At 66.2% G+C, this 20,794-nt stretch carries 19 protein-coding genes; 6 read left to right on the top strand and 13 right to left on the bottom strand.

Features of this window, described 5'->3' with window-relative positions; all coding sequences use genetic code 11:
• Positions 1-25 precede the first annotated feature (25 nt).
• Positions 26-607, top strand: a complete 582-nt coding sequence (locus CJ010_RS01105) for an SCP2 domain-containing protein (RefSeq protein WP_141016328.1) — start codon at positions 26-28, stop codon at positions 605-607.
• Positions 608-708: 101 nt separating this feature from the next.
• On the opposite strand, the gene CJ010_RS01100 is transcribed toward CJ010_RS01105, so the two are convergent.
• The 9 genes from CJ010_RS01100 to CJ010_RS01060 are packed head-to-tail and all read right to left on the bottom strand — an operon-like array spanning position 709 to position 7,598.
• Positions 709-1,134: a F0F1 ATP synthase subunit epsilon gene (locus CJ010_RS01100; RefSeq protein ID WP_141016327.1), complete on the bottom strand. Its 426-nt coding sequence runs from the start codon at positions 1,132-1,134 to the stop codon at positions 709-711.
• A 52-nt stretch (positions 1,135-1,186) separates the two neighbouring features.
• On the bottom strand, positions 1,187-2,587 hold the full coding sequence (atpD, locus tag CJ010_RS01095) for a F0F1 ATP synthase subunit beta (RefSeq protein ID WP_141016326.1): 1,401 nt from the start codon (positions 2,585-2,587) through the stop codon (positions 1,187-1,189).
• A gap of 24 nt (positions 2,588-2,611) precedes the next feature.
• Positions 2,612-3,481 (bottom strand): F0F1 ATP synthase subunit gamma, encoded by an 870-nt coding sequence (atpG, locus tag CJ010_RS01090; RefSeq protein WP_141016325.1) that lies wholly within the window; start codon positions 3,479-3,481, stop codon positions 2,612-2,614.
• 21 nt (positions 3,482-3,502) lie between these two features.
• Positions 3,503-5,041 carry a F0F1 ATP synthase subunit alpha gene (gene atpA / locus CJ010_RS01085; RefSeq protein WP_141016324.1) on the bottom strand — a complete coding sequence of 513 codons (1,539 nt, stop codon included), beginning with the start codon at positions 5,039-5,041 and terminating at the stop codon, positions 3,503-3,505.
• Between the two features lie 13 nt (positions 5,042-5,054).
• Positions 5,055-5,588 carry a F0F1 ATP synthase subunit delta gene (locus CJ010_RS01080; RefSeq protein WP_141016323.1) on the bottom strand — a complete coding sequence of 178 codons (534 nt, stop codon included), beginning with the start codon at positions 5,586-5,588 and terminating at the stop codon, positions 5,055-5,057.
• Positions 5,589-5,591: 3 nt separating this feature from the next.
• Positions 5,592-6,065: a F0F1 ATP synthase subunit B gene (locus CJ010_RS01075; protein ID WP_141016322.1), complete on the bottom strand. Its 474-nt coding sequence runs from the start codon at positions 6,063-6,065 to the stop codon at positions 5,592-5,594.
• Positions 6,066-6,106: 41 nt separating this feature from the next.
• Positions 6,107-6,352 (bottom strand): F0F1 ATP synthase subunit C, encoded by a 246-nt coding sequence (gene atpE / locus CJ010_RS01070; protein WP_002925444.1) that lies wholly within the window; start codon positions 6,350-6,352, stop codon positions 6,107-6,109.
• 56 nt (positions 6,353-6,408) lie between these two features.
• Entirely contained in the window at positions 6,409-7,257 is an 849-nt protein-coding gene (atpB, locus tag CJ010_RS01065) for a F0F1 ATP synthase subunit A (RefSeq protein WP_141016321.1), read from the bottom strand.
• A 2-nt stretch (positions 7,258-7,259) separates the two neighbouring features.
• Positions 7,260-7,598 carry an ATP synthase subunit I gene (locus tag CJ010_RS01060; RefSeq protein ID WP_141016320.1) on the bottom strand — a complete coding sequence of 113 codons (339 nt, stop codon included), beginning with the start codon at positions 7,596-7,598 and terminating at the stop codon, positions 7,260-7,262.
• Between the two features lie 191 nt (positions 7,599-7,789).
• Here CJ010_RS01060 and CJ010_RS01055 point away from each other — a divergent pair, with 191 nt between their 5' ends.
• The 5 genes from CJ010_RS01055 to CJ010_RS01035 all read left to right on the top strand — a co-directional run bounded on the left by CJ010_RS01055 (position 7,790) and on the right by CJ010_RS01035 (position 16,239).
• Positions 7,790-8,101, top strand: coding sequence for a helix-turn-helix transcriptional regulator (locus tag CJ010_RS01055; RefSeq protein ID WP_141016319.1), 312 nt, complete (start codon positions 7,790-7,792; stop codon positions 8,099-8,101).
• Between the two features lie 88 nt (positions 8,102-8,189).
• On the top strand, positions 8,190-10,334 hold the full coding sequence (aas, locus tag CJ010_RS01050; protein ID WP_141016318.1) for a bifunctional acyl-ACP--phospholipid O-acyltransferase/long-chain-fatty-acid--ACP ligase: 2,145 nt from the start codon (positions 8,190-8,192) through the stop codon (positions 10,332-10,334).
• Positions 10,331-11,593, top strand: a complete 1,263-nt coding sequence (locus CJ010_RS01045) for an amidohydrolase family protein (RefSeq protein WP_141016317.1) — start codon at positions 10,331-10,333, stop codon at positions 11,591-11,593. The genes aas and CJ010_RS01045 overlap by 4 nt, the downstream gene beginning before the upstream one ends.
• Positions 11,590-13,473 carry an MFS transporter gene (locus CJ010_RS01040; protein WP_141016316.1) on the top strand — a complete coding sequence of 628 codons (1,884 nt, stop codon included), beginning with the start codon at positions 11,590-11,592 and terminating at the stop codon, positions 13,471-13,473. Before CJ010_RS01045 ends, CJ010_RS01040 begins: the two co-directional genes overlap by 4 nt.
• 24 nt (positions 13,474-13,497) lie before the next feature.
• The gene (locus tag CJ010_RS01035) at positions 13,498-16,239 is read left to right on the top strand and encodes a DUF2339 domain-containing protein (RefSeq protein WP_141016315.1); all 2,742 of its coding nucleotides are present in this window, start codon (positions 13,498-13,500) and stop codon (positions 16,237-16,239) included.
• Between the two features lie 10 nt (positions 16,240-16,249).
• On the opposite strand, the gene CJ010_RS01030 is transcribed toward CJ010_RS01035, so the two are convergent.
• The 4 genes from CJ010_RS01030 to mnmG all read right to left on the bottom strand — a co-directional run bounded on the left by CJ010_RS01030 (position 16,250) and on the right by mnmG (position 20,632).
• A complete protein-coding gene (locus CJ010_RS01030) occupies positions 16,250-17,113 on the bottom strand; it encodes a ParB/RepB/Spo0J family partition protein (RefSeq protein WP_141016314.1) in 864 nt (287 codons plus the stop codon).
• 68 nt (positions 17,114-17,181) lie between these two features.
• Complete coding sequence (locus CJ010_RS01025) at positions 17,182-17,952, bottom strand: ParA family protein (protein ID WP_141016313.1); 771 nt, start codon at positions 17,950-17,952, stop codon at positions 17,182-17,184.
• A gap of 134 nt (positions 17,953-18,086) precedes the next feature.
• Positions 18,087-18,725, bottom strand: a complete 639-nt coding sequence (gene rsmG, locus CJ010_RS01020; RefSeq protein WP_141016312.1) for a 16S rRNA (guanine(527)-N(7))-methyltransferase RsmG — start codon at positions 18,723-18,725, stop codon at positions 18,087-18,089.
• Complete coding sequence (mnmG, locus tag CJ010_RS01015) at positions 18,722-20,632, bottom strand: tRNA uridine-5-carboxymethylaminomethyl(34) synthesis enzyme MnmG (RefSeq protein WP_141016311.1); 1,911 nt, start codon at positions 20,630-20,632, stop codon at positions 18,722-18,724. Before mnmG ends, rsmG begins: the two co-directional genes overlap by 4 nt.
• Between the last annotated feature and the right edge of the window lie 162 nt (positions 20,633-20,794).

Genomic DNA, 20,794 nt, shown 5'->3' with positions numbered 1-20,794 from the left:
AAGGCAAAGCCCTTTCCCGCTTCCGATGATCAGCCGCCTCTTCCTGTCAGCCACCAATCACGTGCTCGCCCAGTCGGGCTGGGCACGACAACGCCTGATGCCGCACGCCGGCCGGACCGCGCATCTCGACGTCACGCCGCTGGACCTGAACTTCTCAGTCGCCAACGACGGCTATCTGGCCGAATGGCAAGGGCAGGAAAGGCAGCCCGACGTCCGGCTAAGCCTGCCTGCGGGCGAAATTCCGCAGATGCTGACCGAGGGTTCGTCAGCCTTGATGCGCCACGTGCGCATCGAGGGAAACGCCGAGTTCGCCGACGCCCTGGGCTTCGTCTTCCGCAACCTGCGCTGGGATGTCGAGGAGGATCTCTCCCGTATCATCGGCGACATCCTGGCACATCGCGCAGTCAGCACCGGCAAGGCATTCGCCACGGCCCAACGTCAGGCTTTGCTCAACACCGCCGACAATCTGGCCGAATACCTTACCGAAGAGAAACCCGTGCTGGTTCGCCGCGAAGCGCTCGCCGCCTTCTCGCGTGAAATTATCGAATTGCGCGACGCGGTAGGGCGCACCGAAAAGCGCATCGCGCGACTGAGCGTTACGCGCTAGGAAGCCCTTCCGTGTGCCGAACGGGCAAGCACGGGATCATCAAACAACAAGGGCAGCCATATGGCTGCCCTTGTCTTTTGACGTCGTAATACAGCCGAGCGTCAGTGTATGCCCTTGCGCAAGCGCTGGATCGCCGCGATCTGCGCGATCGCCTCGGCCAGTTCGGCCTGAGCCTTCGCATAGTCGAGCTGGGAGGACTGGTTGGCCAACGCCTCTTCCGCCTTCTTCTTGGCTTCGAGGGCCTTGGCTTCGTCCAGATCCTTGCCGCGGATCGCGGTATCGGCCAGCACCGTCACCAGACCGGGTTGAACTTCCAGCAAGCCGCCAGCCACGAACACCACTTCTTCTTCCGCCTGATTCTGCACCTTCACGCGCACCGCACCCGGTTTGATCCGGGTCATCAGCGGCATGTGGCCCGGCAGAATGCCGAGCTCGCCGGCTTCACCCGGCAGTGCAACAAACTCGGCCAGACCGGAGAAGATCTGCTCTTCCGCGCTGACGATATCGACATGAACCGTCATTGCCATGGTATGTCCTTTTCAAGACCGCGCCGACTGATGCCGGCGCGGAGGGGGCGAATTACTGCAGCTTCTTCGCCTTCTCGAGCACTTCCTCGATGCCGCCGACCATGTAGAAGGCCTGCTCCGGCAGGTGGTCGTATTCGCCGCTGACGATCGCCTTGAAGCCGGCGATGGTGTCCTTGAGCGTAACGTACTTGCCCGGCGAACCGGTAAACACTTCGGCAACGTGGAAGGGCTGCGACAGGAAGCGCTGGATCTTACGCGCACGGGCCACGGCGAGCTTGTCGTCCGGCGACAGTTCGTCCATACCCAGAATCGCGATGATGTCGCGCAGTTCCTTGTACTTCTGCAGGGTTTGCTGCACAGCACGAGCGACGTTGTAGTGCTCTTCGCCAACGACCAGCGGATCGAGCTGGCGGCTGGTGGAGTCGAGCGGATCGACCGCCGGGTAGATACCCAGGGCAGCGATGTCACGCGACAGCACGACGGTGGAGTCGAGGTGGAGGAAGGTGGTGGCAGGCGACGGGTCGGTCAAGTCATCCGCCGGCACATACACGGCCTGGATCGAGGTGATCGAGCCGACCTTGGTCGAGGTGATGCGCTCCTGCAGACGGCCCATTTCTTCGGCCAGCGTCGGCTGGTAACCCACCGCGGAAGGCATACGGCCCAGCAGCGCGGACACTTCGGTACCGGCCAGCGTGTAGCGGTAGATATTATCCACGAAGAACAGGATGTCGCGGCCTTCGTCGCGGAAACGCTCGGCCATGGTCAGGCCGGTCAGCGCCACGCGCAGACGGTTGCCCGGGGGTTCGTTCATCTGACCGAACACCATCGCGACCTTGTCGAGAACGTTGGAGTCCTTCATCTCGTGGTAGAAGTCGTTGCCCTCACGGGTACGCTCGCCCACGCCAGCAAACACCGACAAGCCCGAGTGCTGCTTGGCGATGTTGTTGATCAGCTCCATCATGTTCACGGTCTTGCCCACGCCAGCGCCGCCGAACAGGCCGACCTTGCCGCCCTTGGCGAACGGGCAGATCAGGTCGATAACCTTGATGCCGGTCTCGAGCAGTTCCACGGACGGGGACAATTCGTCGAACTTCGGGGCCTTCTGGTGGATGGCGCGCAGCTCGTCGGTCTCGATCGGGCCAGCTTCGTCGATCGGGCGGCCGAGCACGTCCATGATGCGACCCAGCGTACCGTGACCGACCGGCACCGAGATCTGCTTGCCGGTGTTGGACACCTTCATGCCGCGGCGCAGGCCGTCGGAGGAACCCATCGCAATCGTACGCACGACGCCATCACCGAGTTGCTGCTGGACCTCGAAGGTCAGGCCAGCTTCGGCGAAGGAGTCGGCGGCGTCCTCAAGCTTCAGGGCGTCATACACCTTGGGCATCGAATCGCGCGGGAACTGGATGTCCACCACCGCGCCGATGCACTGAACGATAGTACCGTTACTCATCGTCTTTCCTTAATCAATAATCCGTTAGACCGCGGCGGCGCCACCGACGATTTCCGACAGCTCCTTGGTGATCGCGGCCTGGCGGGTCTTGTTGTAGACCAGCTGCAGTTCGCCTATCACGTTCTTGGCATTGTCGGACGCGGCCTTCATCGCCACCATGCGCGCGCTCTGTTCGGAAGCCATGTTCTCGGCTACGGCCTGGTAGACCAGCGCTTCGACGTAACGCACCAGCAGCTCGTCGATCACCACCTGCGGATCCGGCTCGTAGAGGTAGTCCCAGGAGTTGTCCGGGGTACCGAGCTTTTCACCGGTGAGCGGGAGCAGCTGCTCGAGCATCGGCTCCTGCTTCATGGTGTTGATGAAGCGCGTGTAGGCCACGTAAACCGCGTCGAGCTCGCCGTTCTGGAACGCGTCGAGCATCACCTTGACCGGGCCGATCAGCTTTTCGAGGTGCGGGGTGTCGCCGAGTTGCGTCACATGCGACACCACTTTGGCACCGATGCGCTGCATGAAACCGAAACCCTTGTTGCCGATGCAGCAGGCACGGATCTCGGTGGCCCCAGCGGCCTCCCATTCCTTCATCGCGTTGACCGCGATACGCTGAACGTTGGTGTTCAAGCCACCACACAGACCCTTGTCGGTCGTGACCAGGATCAGGCCCACCCGCTTGATCTGGTCCTTGCGGACCAGGAAGGGGTGCTTGTAGTCGGTGACGTTGGCCTGGGACAGGTTCGCGGCGAGTCGGCGGATCTTTTCGGCGTAGGGGCGGGCAGCACGCATCCGGTCCTGCGCCTTGCGCATTTTGGACGCGGCCACCATTTCCATGGCCTTGGTGATCTTGCGCGTGTTTTGCACGCTCTTGATCTTGGTACGGATTTCCTTACCGCTAGCCATATTCCGTCTCCGTCCGCGGCCTTAGGCCCAGCTCTTCTTGAACTCGGCGATCGCGGCAACCAGGGTCTTCTCGCCATCGGCGTCGAGTTCCTTGGTGTCGGCGATCTTGGCGACGAGCTCAGGCGCCTTGGCCTTGACGAACTGTTGCAGACCGGATTCGAAGGCCAGCACACGAGCCACTTCGACGTCGTCGAAATAGCCGTTGTTCACCGCGTACAGGGTGATGGCCATTTCGGCGACCGACAGCGGCGCGTATTGCGGCTGCTTCATCAGCTCGGTCACGCGGCGGCCGCGCTCGAGCTGCTTGCGGGTCGCATCGTCCAGATCGGAGGCGAACTGGGCGAAGGCGGCGAGTTCGCGGTACTGCGCGAGGTCGGTACGGATACCGCCGGAGAGCTTCTTGATGACCTTGGTCTGGGCAGCGCCGCCGACGCGGGACACCGAGATACCGGCGTTGATCGCGGGACGGATACCGGCGTTGAAGAGGTCGGTTTCCAGGAAGATCTGACCGTCGGTAATCGAGATCACGTTGGTCGGAACGAAGGCGGACACGTCGCCGGCCTGGGTTTCGATGACCGGCAGGGCGGTCAGCGAACCGGTCTTGCCCTTGACTTCGCCGTTGGTGAACTTCTCGACGTAGTCGGCGTTCACGCGAGCGGCGCGCTCGAGCAGGCGGGAGTGCAGGTAGAACACGTCGCCCGGGTAGGCTTCTCGGCCCGGCGGACGGCGCAGCAGCAGCGAGACCTGGCGGTAGGCCCAGGCTTGCTTGGTCAGATCGTCATAAACGATCAGCGCGTCCATGCCACGGTCACGGAAGTACTCGCCCATGGTGCAACCGGCGTAGGCCGAGAGGTACTGCATGGCGGCGGATTCGGAAGCGGTCGCGGCGACGACGATGGTGTATTCCATCGCGCCGTTCTCTTCCAGCTTGCGCACCACGTTGGCGATAGTCGAAGCCTTCTGGCCGATCGCAACGTAGACGCAGAACATGTTCTGGCCTTTCTGGTTGATGATGGCATCAACCGCGACGGCCGTCTTGCCGGTCTGGCGGTCGCCGATGATCAGCTCGCGCTGGCCACGGCCGATCGGCACCATGGAGTCGACCGACTTCAGACCGGTCTGCACCGGCTGCGAAACGGACTGACGGGCGATGACGCCCGGCGCGACCTTCTCGATCTTGTCGGTGAGCTTGGCGTTGATCGGGCCCTTGCCGTCGATCGGCTGACCCAGGGCATTGACGACGCGACCGATCAGCTCGGGGCCGACGGGCACTTCGAGAATGCGGCCGGTGGCCTTGACGGTGTCGCCTTCGGTGATGTGCTCGTATTCGCCGAGCACGACCGCGCCGACGGAATCACGCTCGAGGTTGAGCGCGAGGCCGAAGGTGTTGCCGGGGAACTCCAGCATTTCGCCCTGCATGACGTCGGTGAGGCCGTGGATACGGGTGATACCGTCGGTGACGGAAACCACCGTACCCTCGTTGCGCGACGTGGCGGCGAGCTGCAGGTTCTGAATCCGGCTCTTAATCAGATCACTGATTTCAGAGGGGTTGAGTTGCATTTTGCGATAACTCCTAGTTCTTGAGCGCAGCGGCCATGTTCGCGAGCTTGCCGCGGACCGAGGCGTCGATCACTTCGTCGCCGACGGCGATGCGGACCCCACCGATGAGCTCGGGGTCGATGCTGACAGTCACGTTCAGCCTGGCCTGGAAGCGCGCTTCCAGATCGGCCTTCAGTGCAGCCAGGGCGGCATCGTCGAGGGGGAAGGCGGAGGCGATTTCCGCCTCCAGGACGCCTTCGTGTTCGTTCTTGAAAGCAACGAACAGGTCACGGATCTCCGGAAGCACCTGCAGACGTTCGTTATCCACGAGGACGCGGACGAAGTTCTGCTGCTCGGCGGTCAGATTCCCACCGACTTCCTGCACCAGCGTGTTCAGCTGGTCAGCGGAAAGCTTGGGATCGTTGATACACGCCCGCATGTCGGAATCGGCCGCCACAGCGGCGAGCCGATCCAGTGCTTCCGACCAAGGCCCCAGCGCACCTGCCCCGCGGGCCAGCTCGAAGGCGGCATCCGCATAAGGGCGCGCGATGGTGACGTTCTCGGCCATGACTTATTGCAGTTCCTGTTTCAGGTTGGCAAGCAGCTCGGCGTGCACCTGGGCGTTGATCTCGCGACGCAGGATCTTCTCCGCGCCGGCAACAGCCAGATGAGCGACCTGGTCGCGCAAGGCTTCCTTGGCACGCTGGGCGGCGGCGCCGGCTTCGGCTTCCGCGGCTTCGCGAGCCTGGGCGATGATGCGGGCAGCTTCGGCACGTGCCTCGTCGACCAGTTGGCTCGCCTGCTTTTCAGCGGAGGCACGCACATCGCCCGCGGATTCGCGAGCCTTGCGCAGTTCCTCGACGACCTTCTTCTCGGCGAGAGCCAGATCGGCCTTGGCCTTGTCCGCAGCTGCCAGCCCGTCGGCGATTTTCTTCGCGCGCTCGTCCAGTGCCTTCACGATGGGCGGCCACACGAATTTCATCGTGAACCACGCCAGAATGAAGAACACAACGAGCTGGGCTATCAGGGTTGCGTTCAGATTCACTGTTCTAGGCCCTCAGTGATGTTGAGAGGAACTCGAACCGATCAGAGCTGGAACGGGTTGGCGAAGGCGAACATCATCGCGATACCGACACCGATCAGGAACGCGGCGTCGATCAGACCAGCCAGCAGGAACATCTTGGTTTGCAGCGCGTTCATCAGTTCGGGCTGACGTGCGGAGGCTTCGAGGTACTTGGAACCCATGATGCCGATACCGATACACGCACCGATAGCACCCAGACCGATGATCAGACCAGCAGCCAGCGCAACAAAACCCAGAACGTTTTCCATGACGACTCCTTAGTTAAAGATGATTGAGTTTAAAAAGTGGGTACTGCGATAAACCGTTAGTGACTTTCGTGCGCCTGACCGATGTACACCAGGGTCAGCATCATGAAGATGAAGGCCTGCAGGGTGATGATCAGGATGTGGAAGATGGCCCAGATCGAACCGGCGACCACGTGACCGACGAAGCCGAACACCGTGGCGGTGGAGCCCAGCAGCGCGATCAAGATGAAGATCAGCTCGCCGGCGTACATGTTGCCGAACAGTCGCATGCCGTGGGACACGGTCTTGGCGACGAACTCGATGATCTGCATCGCGAAGTTGATCGGGTAGAGCAGCGGATGGCTGCCGAAGGGCGCGGTGAAGAGCTCGTGGATCCAGCCCGACACGCCCTTGATCTTGACGTTGTAGTAGAGGCAGAGGAGCAGCACGCCGCAGGACATGCCTAGCGTGGCGGAGAGGTCGGCGGTCGGCACGATGCGCATGTAGGCGTGGGCCGGATCGCCGCCCGCGGAAGCGTAAACGCCCTCCCAGATGCGCGGTAGCAGATCGACCGGCAGCATGTCCATCGCGTTCATCAGGAAGATCCAGACGAACACGGTGAGCGCGAGCGGCGCAACGAACTTGCGCGATTCGGCGCTGTGGATAATGCCCTTGGCCTGATCGGCGACCATTTCGACCATCAACTCGATGAAACCCTGGAAACGGCCCGGCACACCGGAGGTCGCCTTGCGGGCAGCCAGCCAGAGAAGGAAGACGGTCAGCAGACCGAGGGTAACGGAGTAGAACAGCGAATCGACATTGATGACGCTGAAGTCGACGATGCTCTTCTGGGCGTGCCCTGTGCTGTTGAGGTGGGTCAGGTGGTGTACGACGTACTCGGATGCGGTTGGTGCGTGCTCTGTAGCCATAGTCAGTTTCTTACCAAGAATGCAAACAAATTCGCTTTAAGCGCCAGAATCAGGCCGATCAGCAGAGCGCCCCAATGGACCTCCGGATACAAGACCGGAAACAGCACCAACAATCCAACGATCGACGCGATCTTGATGAACTCGCCGACCACAAATCCAGTCACAGTTGCAAGCTGCCGCCTGGCCATCACTCCCAGGCGCAGCGCAAATATCCACGATGGCACTGTGCATGCCAGGCCGCCGTACGCCGCCGAGATTGCCCCGCGAGGCCCGAAAAAAACGGCCGCAATGGCCGTGGCGACGAGGCTTGCACCCAACTGCAGCAGCACTGTTTTCAGCATCGGTAATCCCGGCTTGCCGCAGCTGCGGGCAACCGCATAAAAATCCCGTCAATTCTAGGGGTTAACCACAGCGAAGTCAAACCACGCCTGCACTGCAACATGCGTAAGCCTATGCCTGCTGTCTTTCAGCTTATAGAAGAGCTGTGCGTGCGGGATTGACAGGACAGGACAGCGCTCGCGAACATGATCGCATGAATCCCGACTATTCCCGTGCGATCCCCGCAGCGTGGCAGCAGATGTCGCGCGTCTTCACGGCACTCGGCGACGAGCACCGGCAGCGCATCCTGCTGACATTCGAGGGGAGCGAACGACTCAATGTCAGCCAGATCGCCGGGGTGTCCACCCTGTCGCGACCCGCTGTCTCCCATCACCTCAAGATCCTGCGCGAAGCCGGCGTGCTCTGTTCGGAGAAGATCGGCAAAGAGATCTTTTTCTGGGTAAACAAGGACTTCCTGTCCGAGACCTTCGACAATGTGCGCGACTACCTCGACACGCATCTCTAGCACTCGCAAACAACATGTCGAAACGTCTGGACATGTAATCATTTCAGTAGCATGATCCGTCCGTCCTCATCCCACGGGTAACCGGATCATGCTTGTAGCGCTGCTCAAATCCCTGCTGCGTCTCATCCTCCGACCGCTCTACCGGGTTCGCGTGCAGGGCGATCCCACGCCATTCGGCGACAGCCGCCTGCTCATCGTCGCCAATCACGAATCCTTCCTCGACGGCCTGCTGCTCGGCCTTTTCCTCCCCCTCGATCCGGTCTTCGTCGTTCACACCGGGGTCACCCGCCGGATCGGCTTCCGCCTCGCACTTCGCCTGGTCGATCACCTCGCGGTCGACCCCGCCAACCCGATGGCGATGAAACGTGTAGTCCGACTGCTCGACGGAGGCCGCCCGGTGGTGATATTCCCCGAGGGCCGCATCACCACCACCGGCAGTCTGATGAAGGTCTATGACGGACCGGCCTTCGTCGCAGCAAGGACGGGAGCGACCATCGTGCCGGTCCGGGTCGACGGCGCTGCCCGCAGTTACTTCTCACGCGTGGCCGGCCGTCATCCGCGCCAGCTCTTTCCCCGCATCACGCTGAGCGTGCTGCCCGCCACGCGCATCGACATGCCTCAGGGCGAGACGGCGCGCGTACGCCGGCGTCGGGCCGGCGAGGCGATGCGGCGGCTGATGCAGGAAATGCTGTTCGCCTCGCGGCCGCAACACACGCTGTTCGACGCACTGCTCGACGCCGCTGCCATCCATGGTCGCGGCCGCAGGCTGGTCGAAGACATGAAGCAGGTCGAGTACAGCTATGGCGACCTGCTGAAGATGGCGCTGATGCTCGGGCGGATCGGCACCAGGCTGGCTGCGCCGGGCGAACGCATCGGCGTACTGCTGCCCAATCTCGCGCCGACGCTGGGCCTGCTGTTCGGCCTCAATGCCTTCGGTCGCATCCCCGCGATGCTCAACTACACGGCCGGCAGCGACGGGCTGCAGGCCGCGTGCAGCGCCGCCTGCCTGCGTACGGTCATCAGCTCGCGCGCCTTCGTCGAACAGGCCCGCCTCGGCGACAAGCTCGCCGCGCTGCAGGGCGTGGAAATCGTCTATCTCGAAGACCTGCGCGCCAGCATCGGTCTCGCCGACAAGCTCTGGCTGATGCTGTGGGCACTGAGGTTTCCGCGCCTGGCGACCAGCGTCCGCCAGCCGGAGGATCCCGCGGTGGTGCTGTTCACCTCAGGTTCGGAAGGCAAGCCCAAGGGGGTGGTGCTCTCGCAGCGGGCGCTGCTCGCCAACGTGGCGCAGATCCGCGCCGTGGTGGACATCTCGCCGGACGACAGGATCCTCAATGCGCTGCCCTTGTTCCATTCCTTCGGACTTACCGCCGGTGCGCTGCTGCCGGTGCTCGCCGGTGCCGACGTTTTCCTCTATCCGTCGCCGCTGCACTACCGCGTGATCCCGGAGCTTGCCTACGACCGTGGCTGCACCGTCTTGCTCGGCACCAGCACCTTCCTCGGCAACTACGCCAAGTTCGCCCACCCCTACGACTTCTACCGCCTGCGCTACGTCATCGCCGGCGCCGAGAAGCTGTCGGACGCGGTCCGCAACACCTGGTTCGAGAAGTTCGGCATCCGTATCTTCGAAGGCTACGGTGCCACCGAAACCGCGCCAGTATTGGCGGTGAACACGCCGATGGCCTATCGCAGCGGCACCGTCGGCCAGCTCCTGCCCGGTCTTCAGGCGAAACTGCTGCCCGTACCCGGCATAGAGCACGGCGGCATCCTGCATATACACGGCCCCAACCTGATGTCCGGCTACCTGCGCGTGGAGCAGCCGGGCGTACTGCAGCCACCGGCCTCGGCGGCCGGTGCCGGCTGGTACGAGACCGGTGACGTGGTCGAGATCGACGACGACGGCTTCCTGCGCATCGTCGGCCGGGTCAAGCGCTTCGCCAAGGTCGCCGGCGAGATGATCTCGCTCGAGGCGGTGGAAAAGCTCGCAGTACAGGCCGCGCCTGAGGCGGCGCATGCCGCCGCCACCCAGCCCGACGCCGCCCGCGGCGAGAACATCCTGCTGTTCTCCACCGACCGCACGCTCACCCGCGAGCGCCTGCAGGCCGCAGCGCGCGAGGGCGGATGGCCGGAAATCGCGGTGCCGCGCCGCATCGTCACCGTCGACGCGCTGCCGCTGCTCGGCACCGGCAAGATCGACTACCTCACCCTCGGACAGTGGGCGGAGGCCGCATGATGCACCCCTCGTTTTCGCCGCGTCGTCGTCGCCTGCTGTTGGGCGGAGCCGGCCTGGCGCTGCTTGCCGGTGGCGGTATCGCCGCCGGCCGGCCGCTGCTGATGAACGCCTGTCACGCCAGCCTGCCGGACGACCCCGCGGTGCACGCGCTGCTCCACGACGCCTGGGCGGGCCTCGATCCGGCCAGGGTATGGGACATGCACGTGCACCTCGCCGGCACCGGCGACTCGGGCCGCGGCATCGAGATCTCCGAGAAGATGCAATCCCCGCTGCGGCCCTGGGAGTATGCCCAGCGCCTGTTCTATCTCAATGCCGGTTGCGCACACGGCGCCCCGGGACAGGTGGACGAAAGCTATATCGCGCGCTTGCAGAATCTGTGCGCCGATGCCCCTGCCGGCTTCAAGCTGCTGCTGTTCGCCTTCGAACGCGCCTACGACACCGCCGGCCGCGCGCTGCCGCTGGAAGGCAGCATGTACCTGCCCGACGACTATGCCCGCGATGTCGCCCGACGCGACCCGGCGCGCTTCGAGTGGGTCTGCTCCATCCATCCGCTGCGCGCGGACGCCGTCGAGGCCCTGCGCGCAGCGGCGGCCGACGGTGCACGGGCAGTCAAGTGGCTGCCGCCGGCGATGGGCATCGATCCGGCCTCGCCGGCCTGCGACGCCTTCTACGCCGCGCTCGCCGAACTCGGCCTGCCGCTGATCACCCACGTCGGCGAAGAGATGGCGGTGCACGGCCCCGGCCGGCCCGATTGGGCCAATCCGCTACGCCTGCGCCGCGCGCTCGACCACGGCGTGCGCGTGATCGCCGCCCACTGCGGCAGCCTGGGCAGCGACATCGACACCGACCGCGCCCGCAACGGCCAGCCCGGTCCGCGGGTGCCCACCTTCGACCTGTTCGCCCGGCTGATGGACGAGCAGCGCTATGCCGACCGCCTGTACGGCGATATCTCGGCGATCACGCTGATCAACCGCGAACCCGAGGTGCTCCGCACCCTGATCGAACGGCGCGAATGGCACGACCGCCTGATGTTCGGCAGCGACTACCCGCTGCCGGGCATCGTGCCGCTGATCCCGCTCGCCAGGCTGGTACGCGAACGCCTGCTCGACGAACAAAGCGTGCCGGCGCTCGACGCCCTGCGTCACCACAACCCCATCCTGTTCGACTTCGCCCTCAAGCGTCAGCTGGCCTCGCGCGGCCGCCGCTTTGCCAACACGGTCTTCGAGACCCGTCGCCATTTCGACCGGAGCGTCGCATGAGCCACCAGTCTGCGCTGATGAAGCAGCGCCGCTTCCTGCCCTTCTTCCTGACCCAGTTCCTCGGCGCCTTCAACGACAACGTATACAAGAACGCGCTGGTGGTGCTGCTCACCTTCCAGGCCACGCGCTACACCACGCTGTCGCCCGGCATCCTGGTAAACCTCTGCGCCGGGCTTTTCATCCTGCCCTTCTTCCTCTTCTCCGCAACCGCCGGCCAGATCGCCGACAAGTACGAGAAGAGCCGGCTGATGCGCTTCACCAAGCTGCTGGAAATCGTGGTGATGACCCTGGGCTGCATCGCCTTCGCGCTCGAATCGCTCGCGTTGATGCTGTTCGCGCTGTTCCTGATGGGTGCGCAATCGACGCTGTTCGGCCCGGTCAAGTACGCCATCCTGCCGCAGCACCTGCGCGAGGACGAACTGGTCGGCGGCAACGCCCTGGTCGAATCCGGCACCTTCGTCGCCATCCTCATCGGCACCCTGGCCGGCGGCGTGCTGGTCAGCCTGCCGAACGGAACGCTGTGGGTTTCGCTCGCCACCGTGCTGCTCGCACTGGCGGGCTACCTCGCCAGCCGCGGCGTGCCCACCGCGCCGGCGGCGGCGCCGGGGCTCAGGATCAACTGGAACCCGGTGACCGAAACCTGCCGCAATCTCGCCTTCACCCGCGGCAACCGCACTGTCTTCCTGTCCATCCTCGGCGTGTCCTGGTTCTGGTTCTACGGTGCGGTCTTCCTGTCGCAGTTCCCCGCCTACGCCAAGGACGTGCTCGGCGGCGACGAACACGCGGTGGTGATGCTGCTGGCGGTGTTCTCGGTCGGCATCGGCATCGGTTCGCTGCTGTGCGAGCGGTTGTCCACCGGCCACATCGAGATCGGCCTGGTGCCTTTCGGTTCGATCGGCCTGTCGCTGTTCGCGCTCGACCTCTGGTGGGCCAGCCCGGCGGTCGTCGCTGCCGGCACGACACCGCTGCCGCTGACCGAGGTGCTGGCGCAGCCGGGCACCTGGCACGTGATCGCCGACCTGCTCGGCATCGGCATGTTCGGCGGCTTCTACATCGTGCCGCTGTACGCGCTGATCCAGACCCGCAGCGAACCGGAGCACCGCTCGCGCATCATCGCCGGCAACAACATCCTCAACGCGCTGTTCATGGTGGTGGCAGCCGGCATGGGCGCCGGCCTGCTGGCGGCGGGGCTGGACGTGGCGGAGATCTTCCTCGTCACCGGCCTGCTCAATGTCGCCGTCGCGCTGTACATCTACACCCTGGTACCCGAGTTCCTGCTGCGTTTCCTCGTCTGGCTGCTGGTGCACACGGTGTACCGCCTGCAGGTGAAGGGCGCCGACAACATCCCCGCCGACGGCCCGGCGGTGCTGGTGTGCAACCACGTCAGCTTCGTCGACGCGCTGGTGATCATGGCGGCCAGCCGGCGGCCGATCCGCTTCGTCATGCACCACCACATCTTCCGCCTGCCGCTGCTGCGCTTCGTGTTCCGCGAAAGCCGCGCCATCCCGATCGCCTCGGCCAAGGAGGATCCGGCGATGGTGCATCGCGCCTTCGACGAGGTCGCGCGCGCGCTCGACGCCGGCGAGCTGGTGGCGATCTTCCCGGAAGGCCATCTCACCGAGGACGGCGAGATCGACCGCTTCCGCCCCGGCATCCGCCGCATCGTCGAGCGCAGTCCGGTGCCGGTGGTGCCACTGGCGCTGCGCGGCCTGTGGGGCAGCTTCTTCTCGCGCAAGGACGGGCGGGCGATGTCGCGCCCACTGCGGCGCGGCATCTTCAATCGCATCGAACTGCTTGCCGGTGCGCCGCTGACGGCCGCCGCCGCAAGCCCCGAATCCCTGCAGCAACGGGTGGCCGAGCTGCGCGGCGACTGGCGCTGAAGCGGGCTGGAACAGGAGAGCGACGTGACTTTGGTACTGTGGATCGTGGCCGGCATGCTCGCCGGCATGCTGGATGGACTGGCGGGTGCCGTCGTCGGCGCCGTGCTCGGCGGCCTGATCGGCAGCCTGCGCAAAGAAAGTGCGCAGACGCTGGCGCGCCAGGACGAGCGGATCACGGGCCTCGAACGCGAACTCGCCGCACTGTCGGCGCGTCTGGCCGACGGCCGCCAGCCGGCCGACACCCCGAGCACCACGACCGCCGCCCCGATTGCGGCCGAAGCGCCCACGCAGCCCGTCGCCGATCTCGATCTCGACCTCGATCTGCCGCCTGTCGCGGCCGCAACCGCCACCGCGATCAGCGCCCCCGACAACCAAGCGCCCCGGCAGCCGTCGACAGCCGCCACAGCCGGCGACGGTATCGATCTCGATGCGCTCTATGCCCGCTGCCGCGACTGGTTGCTGGGCGGCAACACCCTGGTGCGGGTCGGCATCCTGGTGCTGTTCTTCGGTCTTGCCTTCCTCGCCCGCTACGCCGTCGAACACGCCATGCTGCCGCCGGCGCTGCGGCTGGCCGGGATAGGCTGCGGCGGCATCGCGCTGGCCGCGCTCGGCTGGCGGCTACGCGCCAGACGCCCCGGCTATGCACTGACGCTGCAGGGCGGCGGCGTCGCCGTGCTCTACCTGACCATCTTCGCCGCCTTCCGCCTGTACGCGCTGCTGTCGCCCGGCACCGCCTTCGCGCTGATGTTGCTGCTCGTCGGCATCGCCGCCTGGTTTGCCGTGCGCCAGGATGCCGCAGCGCTGGCGGTGATCGGTACCGCCGGCGGCTTTGCCGCGCCCATCCTCGCGTCCAGCGGTGCCGGCACCCACGTCGAACTCTTCACCTACTACGCGCTGCTCAACAGCGGCGTGCTGGTGCTGGCGTGGTGGCGGGCGTGGCGCTCGCTCAACCTCACCGGCTTCCTGTTCACCTTCGCGATCGGGCTGGCCTGGGGCGCGGCGGACTATCACCCCTGGCACTTCGCCACCACCGAACCTTTCCTCATCCTGTTCTTCCTGATGTATGTCGCCGCTGCGGTGGCCTACGCCTGGAAGCGCGCGCCCACGCTGCGCGACCCGGTGGACGGCACCCTGGTGTTCGGCGTACCGGTGGTCGGTTTCGGCCTGCAGGCGGCGCTGGTCCACGGCATGCCCGATGCGCTGGCGTGGAGCGCGGCAGCCGTCGGCGCCTTCTACCTGTTGCTGGCAGCGGTGCTGCACCGCTTGCGCAAGCCGGTGCTCGAACTGCTGGTCGCGAGCTTCACCGCCCTCGGCCTCGCCTTCCTGACGCTGGCAATCCCGCTCGCCTTCGACGGCCGCTGGAGTGCCGCCGCCTGGGCCCTGGAAGGGGCGGCGCTGTGGTGGGTCGGCCTGCACCAGCACCGACGGCTCGCCGCCGCAAGCGGCCTGCTGCTGCAGGCTGGCGCCGGCCTGCTGTTCGCCGCCGACCTCGCCCAGCATCCCGGCCTGCGCCACCTCGCGGTACTCAACAGCGCCTTCCTCGGCACCACCCTGATCGCCGGCGCCGGCTTCGTCAGCGCCTGGCTGGCCGCAGGCCAGGCCGGCTGGCCGAGCTGGCTGCGCGCGGTCAGCCACGCCCTGCTCGGCTGGGCCTGGCTGTGGTGGCTGGGCGGCGGCTGGGCCGAGATCGATACCCAGGTCCTAACAGGCACCCGGCCGGCGGCCCATCTGCTGCTGTTCGCCGCCAGCGGCATGCTTGCCGTCGCGCTGGCGCCGCGCCTGCGCTGGCCCGACCTGCAGCTGGCGGTCGTCCTGCCGGTCACCGGCATGCTGCTGGCGCTCGCCCAGCTGATGAATTATGGCGTGCCGCCTTCCGGCCACGGCGGCTGGCTGGCCTGGCCGCTGGCGCTGGCGCTGCATGGCCTGGCGCTCCGTCGCGCCGACGCCCATCCGGCGCGCGGGCTGCTCGGCTGGACCCACGCCGCCGCGATCTGGCTGCTGGCCCTCGCCGGCGCGCAGGAACTGGGGCAACAGGTCGCCAGTCTGGTTTTCGGCAATGGCTGGGAAGTGGCGGCCTTCGTCCTGCCGCCGGTGCTGGTGCTGGCCGCGCTCGCGTGGCAGGCCGGGAGTACGCGCTGGCCGCTCGCCGGCTGGCGCGGCGCCTACCTCTGCCGTGGCGCAATGCCGATTGCGGCAGGACTGGTCCTGTGGTCGCTGGTCATCCTGCCACTGGCCGACGGCAGCACGCGACCCCATGTCTACCTGCCGCTGCTCAATCCGCTGGATCTCTGCGTGGCCGCGGCGCTGGGCACCATCGCCTGGTGGCTGCGGCAGGCCCGCGCCGAACTGGAACCCGTGACCGGCCCGCTGCGCCCGCTGCAGGCCGGCCTGACCGTAGTCGCCTTCGTCGGCGCCAACGCCGCGCTGCTGCGGGCGGTGCATCACGCCACCGGCCTGCCCTGGGATCTGTCCCGGCTGCTCGCCGCCGACACCACCCAGACGGCGCTGTCGCTGTTCTGGGCCGTGCTCGGCCTCGGCCTGATGCTGCTGGCCAACCGCCGCGCCAGCCGGCCGACCTGGCTGGCCGGCGCCGGGCTGATGGCGGCGGTGGTGGCCAAGCTCTTCCTGGTGGACATGGCCGCCAGCGGCGCGCTCGCGCGCATCGTGTCCTTCATCGGCGCCGGGCTGCTGTTGCTGGTGGTGGGCTACTTCTCGCCGCTGCCGCCTAAGCAGGGCGAGCCGGCCGGCGCGGATAGCGCCGGCTGAAGGCGCCGGATCAGCGCAGGCGGCCGAGCAGGCCGTCGAGCTGGTCCAGGCTGCCGAAGCGGATGGTGACTTCGCCGGCGCCCTTCTTGTTGGCCTTGATCTTGACGGTGGCACCGATCGCGTCGGCGATTTCTTCTTCGAGGCGCAGCAGGTCGCGGTCGGGCGCCGGCGCGGCCTTCTTCTGGCGCGGATTGAGCGTGTGCTGTACCAGGCGTTCGGTCTCGCGCACCGACAGCTGCCTGGCGGCGACCAGGTTGGCGAGCTGGATCTGGCTGGCGCCGTCGAGCGGCAGCAGCGCGCGCGCATGACCCATGTCGATGTCGCCCGCCATCAGCAGTTCCTGAACCTGGCCGGCGAGGTTGAGCAGGCGCAGCAGGTTGCTCGCCGCCGGCCGCGAACGGCCGACCGCGTCGGCGGCCTGCTGGTGGGTCATGCCGAATTCGTCGATCAGGCGCTGGATGCCGCCGGCTTCTTCGAGCGGATTGAGATCTTCGCGCTGGATGTTCTCGATCAGCGACATCGCCAGCGCGGCTTCGTCCGGAATCTCGCGCACCAGGCAGGGTAGCTCGGTGAGCCCGGCGATCTGCGAAGCACGCCAGCGCCGTTCGCCGGCGATGATTTCGTAGCGCGGCTCACCGTTGAGCTGGGCGAGCGGTCGCACCAGCACCGGCTGCATCACCCCCTGCGCCTTGATCGAGGCGGCCAGTTCTTCCAGCGAACCGGGGTCCATGCGCGTGCGCGGCTGGTACTTGCCCGGCTGCAGCGCATCGGTGGCGAGGGTCTGCAACTCGCCCTTGTCCGCGTCGTCGTCGCTGTTGGCCGCCAGCAAGGCGTCGAGGCCGCGGCCGAGGCCTTTGAGTTTGGGTCGGGTCATTTCAGTGGTCGGGCTGTGCGCCCGGAATCGGATTCGGTTCGTCGAGCAGGCGGCCCATGGTCGGTGTCCTACAGCGTCTGCACGCGTTCGATCATTTCACCGGCGAAGGCCATGTAGGCCTGCGCGCCCTTGGCGGACTTGTCGAACACCACGCCCGGCATGCCGTGGCTGGGCGCTTCGGCCAGGCGCACGTTGCGCGGCACGATGGCGGAAAACACCTTGTCGCCGAAATGGCCTTCGAGCTGGGCGGAGACCTGCTGCTGCAAAGTCACCCGCGGATCGAACATCACCCGCAACAGGCCGATGATCTTCAGGTCGCGGTTGAGGTTGGCATGCACCTTCTTGATGGTGTTCACCAGGTCGGACAGGCCTTCGAGCGCGTAGTACTCGCACTGCATCGGAATGATCACGCCGTCGGCGGCGCACAGGCCATTCAACGTGAGCATGGACAGCGAGGGCGGACAGTCGATCAGCACGAAGTCGTACTCGGCGTCGAATTCGCGCAGCGCTTCGCGCAGGCGGTTTTCGCGGCGCTCGAGGGCGACCAGCTCGACCTCGGCGCCCGCCAGGTCACGGTTGGCGGGCAGCACGTCGTAGCCACCGGTGGGCGAGGCGACACGCGCCTCCGCCAGCCCGGTCAGCCCGACCAGCAGGTGATACACCGACTGCGTGAGGCCGCGCTTGTCCACCCCGCTGCCCATGGTGGCATTGCCCTGCGGATCGAGGTCGACCAGCAGGGTGCGCTGGCCGGCCAGGTGCAGGGCGGCGGCGAGATTGACGCAGGTGGTGGTCTTGCCCACCCCGCCTTTCTGGTTTGCGACACAGAAGATACGGGCCATGGTCCGGGTGTTATGCAGTTTGACTTAGGAGCGCCCGCACGCGGCGGGCCTCCGGGAGTGTAGTCGATTGCCGCAGCGATCCGCCGCCGCACGCGACAGCTTGCGCCCGGTCGATGACGGCCGCGGCGGCGGCTTCAGCCACGCACGATCACCAGCAGGTGACGCTCGGCGCCCAGGCCGGGCACCGTCAGCGCATGCACTGCGTGCAGCTTCCAACCGGCGGGCAGGGCGGCGACCTCGTCGTCCGGGCGCACGCCCTTCATCGCGTACAGCGCGCCGCCCGCGCCGACCAGGTGGCCGGCCAGTTCGACGAAATCCTTCAGACTGGAGAAGGCACGCGAGATCACACCGTCGTAAGGGTGTTCGGGCTGGAGGTTTTCGACCCGCGCATTGACCGGCTGGAAGTTGGCGAGGCCGAGTTCGATCCTCGCCTGCTGCTGGAAGGTGGCCTTCTTGTTCACCGTCTCGACCGAGGTCACGCTCAGTTCCGGCCGCACGATGGCGAGCGGAATACCGGGCAGGCCGCCACCGGAGCCGATATCGGCCAGCCGCGTCACCGCGGACAGATGCGGCAGCACCGCGAGCGAATCGAGCAGGTGGTGGGTGAGCACCTCCTGCGGCGCGCGGATCGCGGTGAGGTTGTAGACCTTGTTCCACTTCAGCAGCAGCTCGCCGAAGGCGATCAGCCGTGCCTGGGTGGCGGCAGGGATGTCGAGGCCAAGCGCGGCGATGCCCTCGGCCAGCTGGCCGGCGTAGAGCGCGAGCGCGCTCATGCCGTTCTGCGCTCGCTGGCGGCACGCGCCGCCAGGTCGCGGCGCTTGAGCCACACCAGCAGCAGCGAGATCGCCGCCGGGGTGATGCCCTGGATGCGGCCGGCCTGGCCGATGGTTTCCGGCTTGTGCAGGTTGAGCTTCTGCTGCACTTCCTTGGACAGGCCGCGCACCTCGGCGTAGTCGAGCTCGGCCGGCAGGCGGGTGGATTCGGCCTGCAGCTGCTTGGCGACCTCGCCCTGCTGGCGGTCGATGTAGCCCTGGTACTTGGCGGCGATCTCGAGCTGCTCGACCACCTGCGGATCGGTCTCCGGCTGTTCGGGCGCACCCGGCAGGCTCATCAGGCTGGCGTAGGTGGTTTCCGGCCGGCGCAGCAGCTCGAAGTAGCGCGCCTCGCGTTCCAGCGTCTTGCCGAGCACCCGCTCCTGATCTTCAACCGGAATCAGCTCCGGCCGCGCCAGGCTGGTCTTGAGCCTTGCGGTCTCGCGCTCGATCGCCTCGCGCTTGGCGCAGAACGCCGCCCAGCGCACGTCGTCCACCAGGCCCAGCTCGCGGCCCTTTTCGGTGAGGCGCAGGTCGGCGTTGTCTTCGCGCAGTTGCAGGCGATATTCGGCGCGCGAAGTGAACATGCGGTAGGGCTCGGCCACGCCGCGGGTAATGAGGTCGTCCACCAGCACGCCGAGGTAGGCCTCGTCGCGCCGCGGGCACCAGGCCTCACGTCCCTGCACCTGCAGCGCGGCATTGGCGCCGGCGAGCAGACCCTGCGCGGCGGCTTCCTCGTAGCCGGTGGTGCCGTTGATCTGGCCGGCGAAGAAGAGGCCGGCGATCGACTTGGTCTCAAGCGAGGCCTTGAGATTGCGCGGATCGTAGTAGTCGTACTCGATGGCGTAGCCGGGGCGCAGGATGTGGGCGTTCTCCAGCCCGCGGATCGAGCGCACGATCTCCAGCTGCACGTCGAAGGGCAGCGAGGTGGAGATGCCGTTGGGGTAGATCTCGTGGGTCGTCAGCCCTTCCGGCTCGAGAAAGATGTTGTGGCTGTCCTTGTCGGCGAAGCGGTGGATCTTGTCCTCGATCGACGGGCAGTAGCGCGGCCCGACGCCTTCGATCACGCCGGAATACATCGGCGAGCGGTCGAGGTTGGCGCGGATGACGTCGTGGGTGCGGCTGTTGGTCTGCGTCATCCAGCACGGCAGCTGGGCCGGGTGCTGGTCGGCCGAGCCGAGGAAGCTGAACACCGGCACCGGGTCGTCGCCCGGCTGCACCGTCATCACCGAGAAGTCGATGCTGCGCGCATCGAGCCGCGGCGGAGTGCCGGTCTTGAGGCGGCCCTGCGGCAGCTGCAGTTCCTTCAGGCGCTGGCCGAGCGAGATCGCCGGCGGGTCGCCGGCGCGGCCGGCGGAGTAGTGTTCGAGGCCGACGTGGATCAGGCCGTTGAGAAAGGTGCCGGCGGTCAGCACCACCGCCGGCGCCTCGAAGCGCAGACCGATCTGGGTGACCACGCCGGTGACGCGGTCGCCGACCACGGTGAGGTCGTCCACCGCCTGCTGGAACAGCCACAGGTTGGGCTGGTTCTCCAGCCGCTTGCGGATCGCCGCCTTGTACAGCACGCGGTCGGCCTGGGCGCGGGTGGCGCGCACTGCGGGGCCCTTGGAGGCGTTGAGAATGCGGAACTGGATGCCGCCCTCGTCGGTGGCCGCGGCCATCGCGCCGCCGAGCGCATCGACCTCCTTCACCAGATGGCCCTTGCCGATGCCGCCGATCGACGGATTGCAACTCATCTGCCCGAGGGTCTCGATGTTGTGGCTGAGCAGCAGGGTACGACAGCCCATGCGCGCGGCGGCGAGGGCGGCCTCGGTCCCGGCGTGACCGCCGCCGACCACGATGACATCGAAACGGGTGGGATAGAGCATGGAGCGCTCCGCGCTGCAAACCTTGGGAGAAGGCAGCGGATTCTACGCCGTTGCAGCGCAAAATCCTAGCGTGAAAACGCGATGTTTCACGAAATAATCGCGTTGAAACATGGGTTTATATTTTTAACAACGGCACAGGCGCGACGCTGTCAAACTGAAGCC

It is taken from the genome of Azoarcus sp. DD4, from assembly GCF_006496635.1.
In the GTDB taxonomy this organism is placed as follows: Bacteria; Pseudomonadota; Gammaproteobacteria; order Burkholderiales; family Rhodocyclaceae; genus Azoarcus.
The sequence above is the reverse complement of the archived record's forward strand: the minus strand, read 5'-3'. Positions and strand labels throughout refer to the sequence as shown.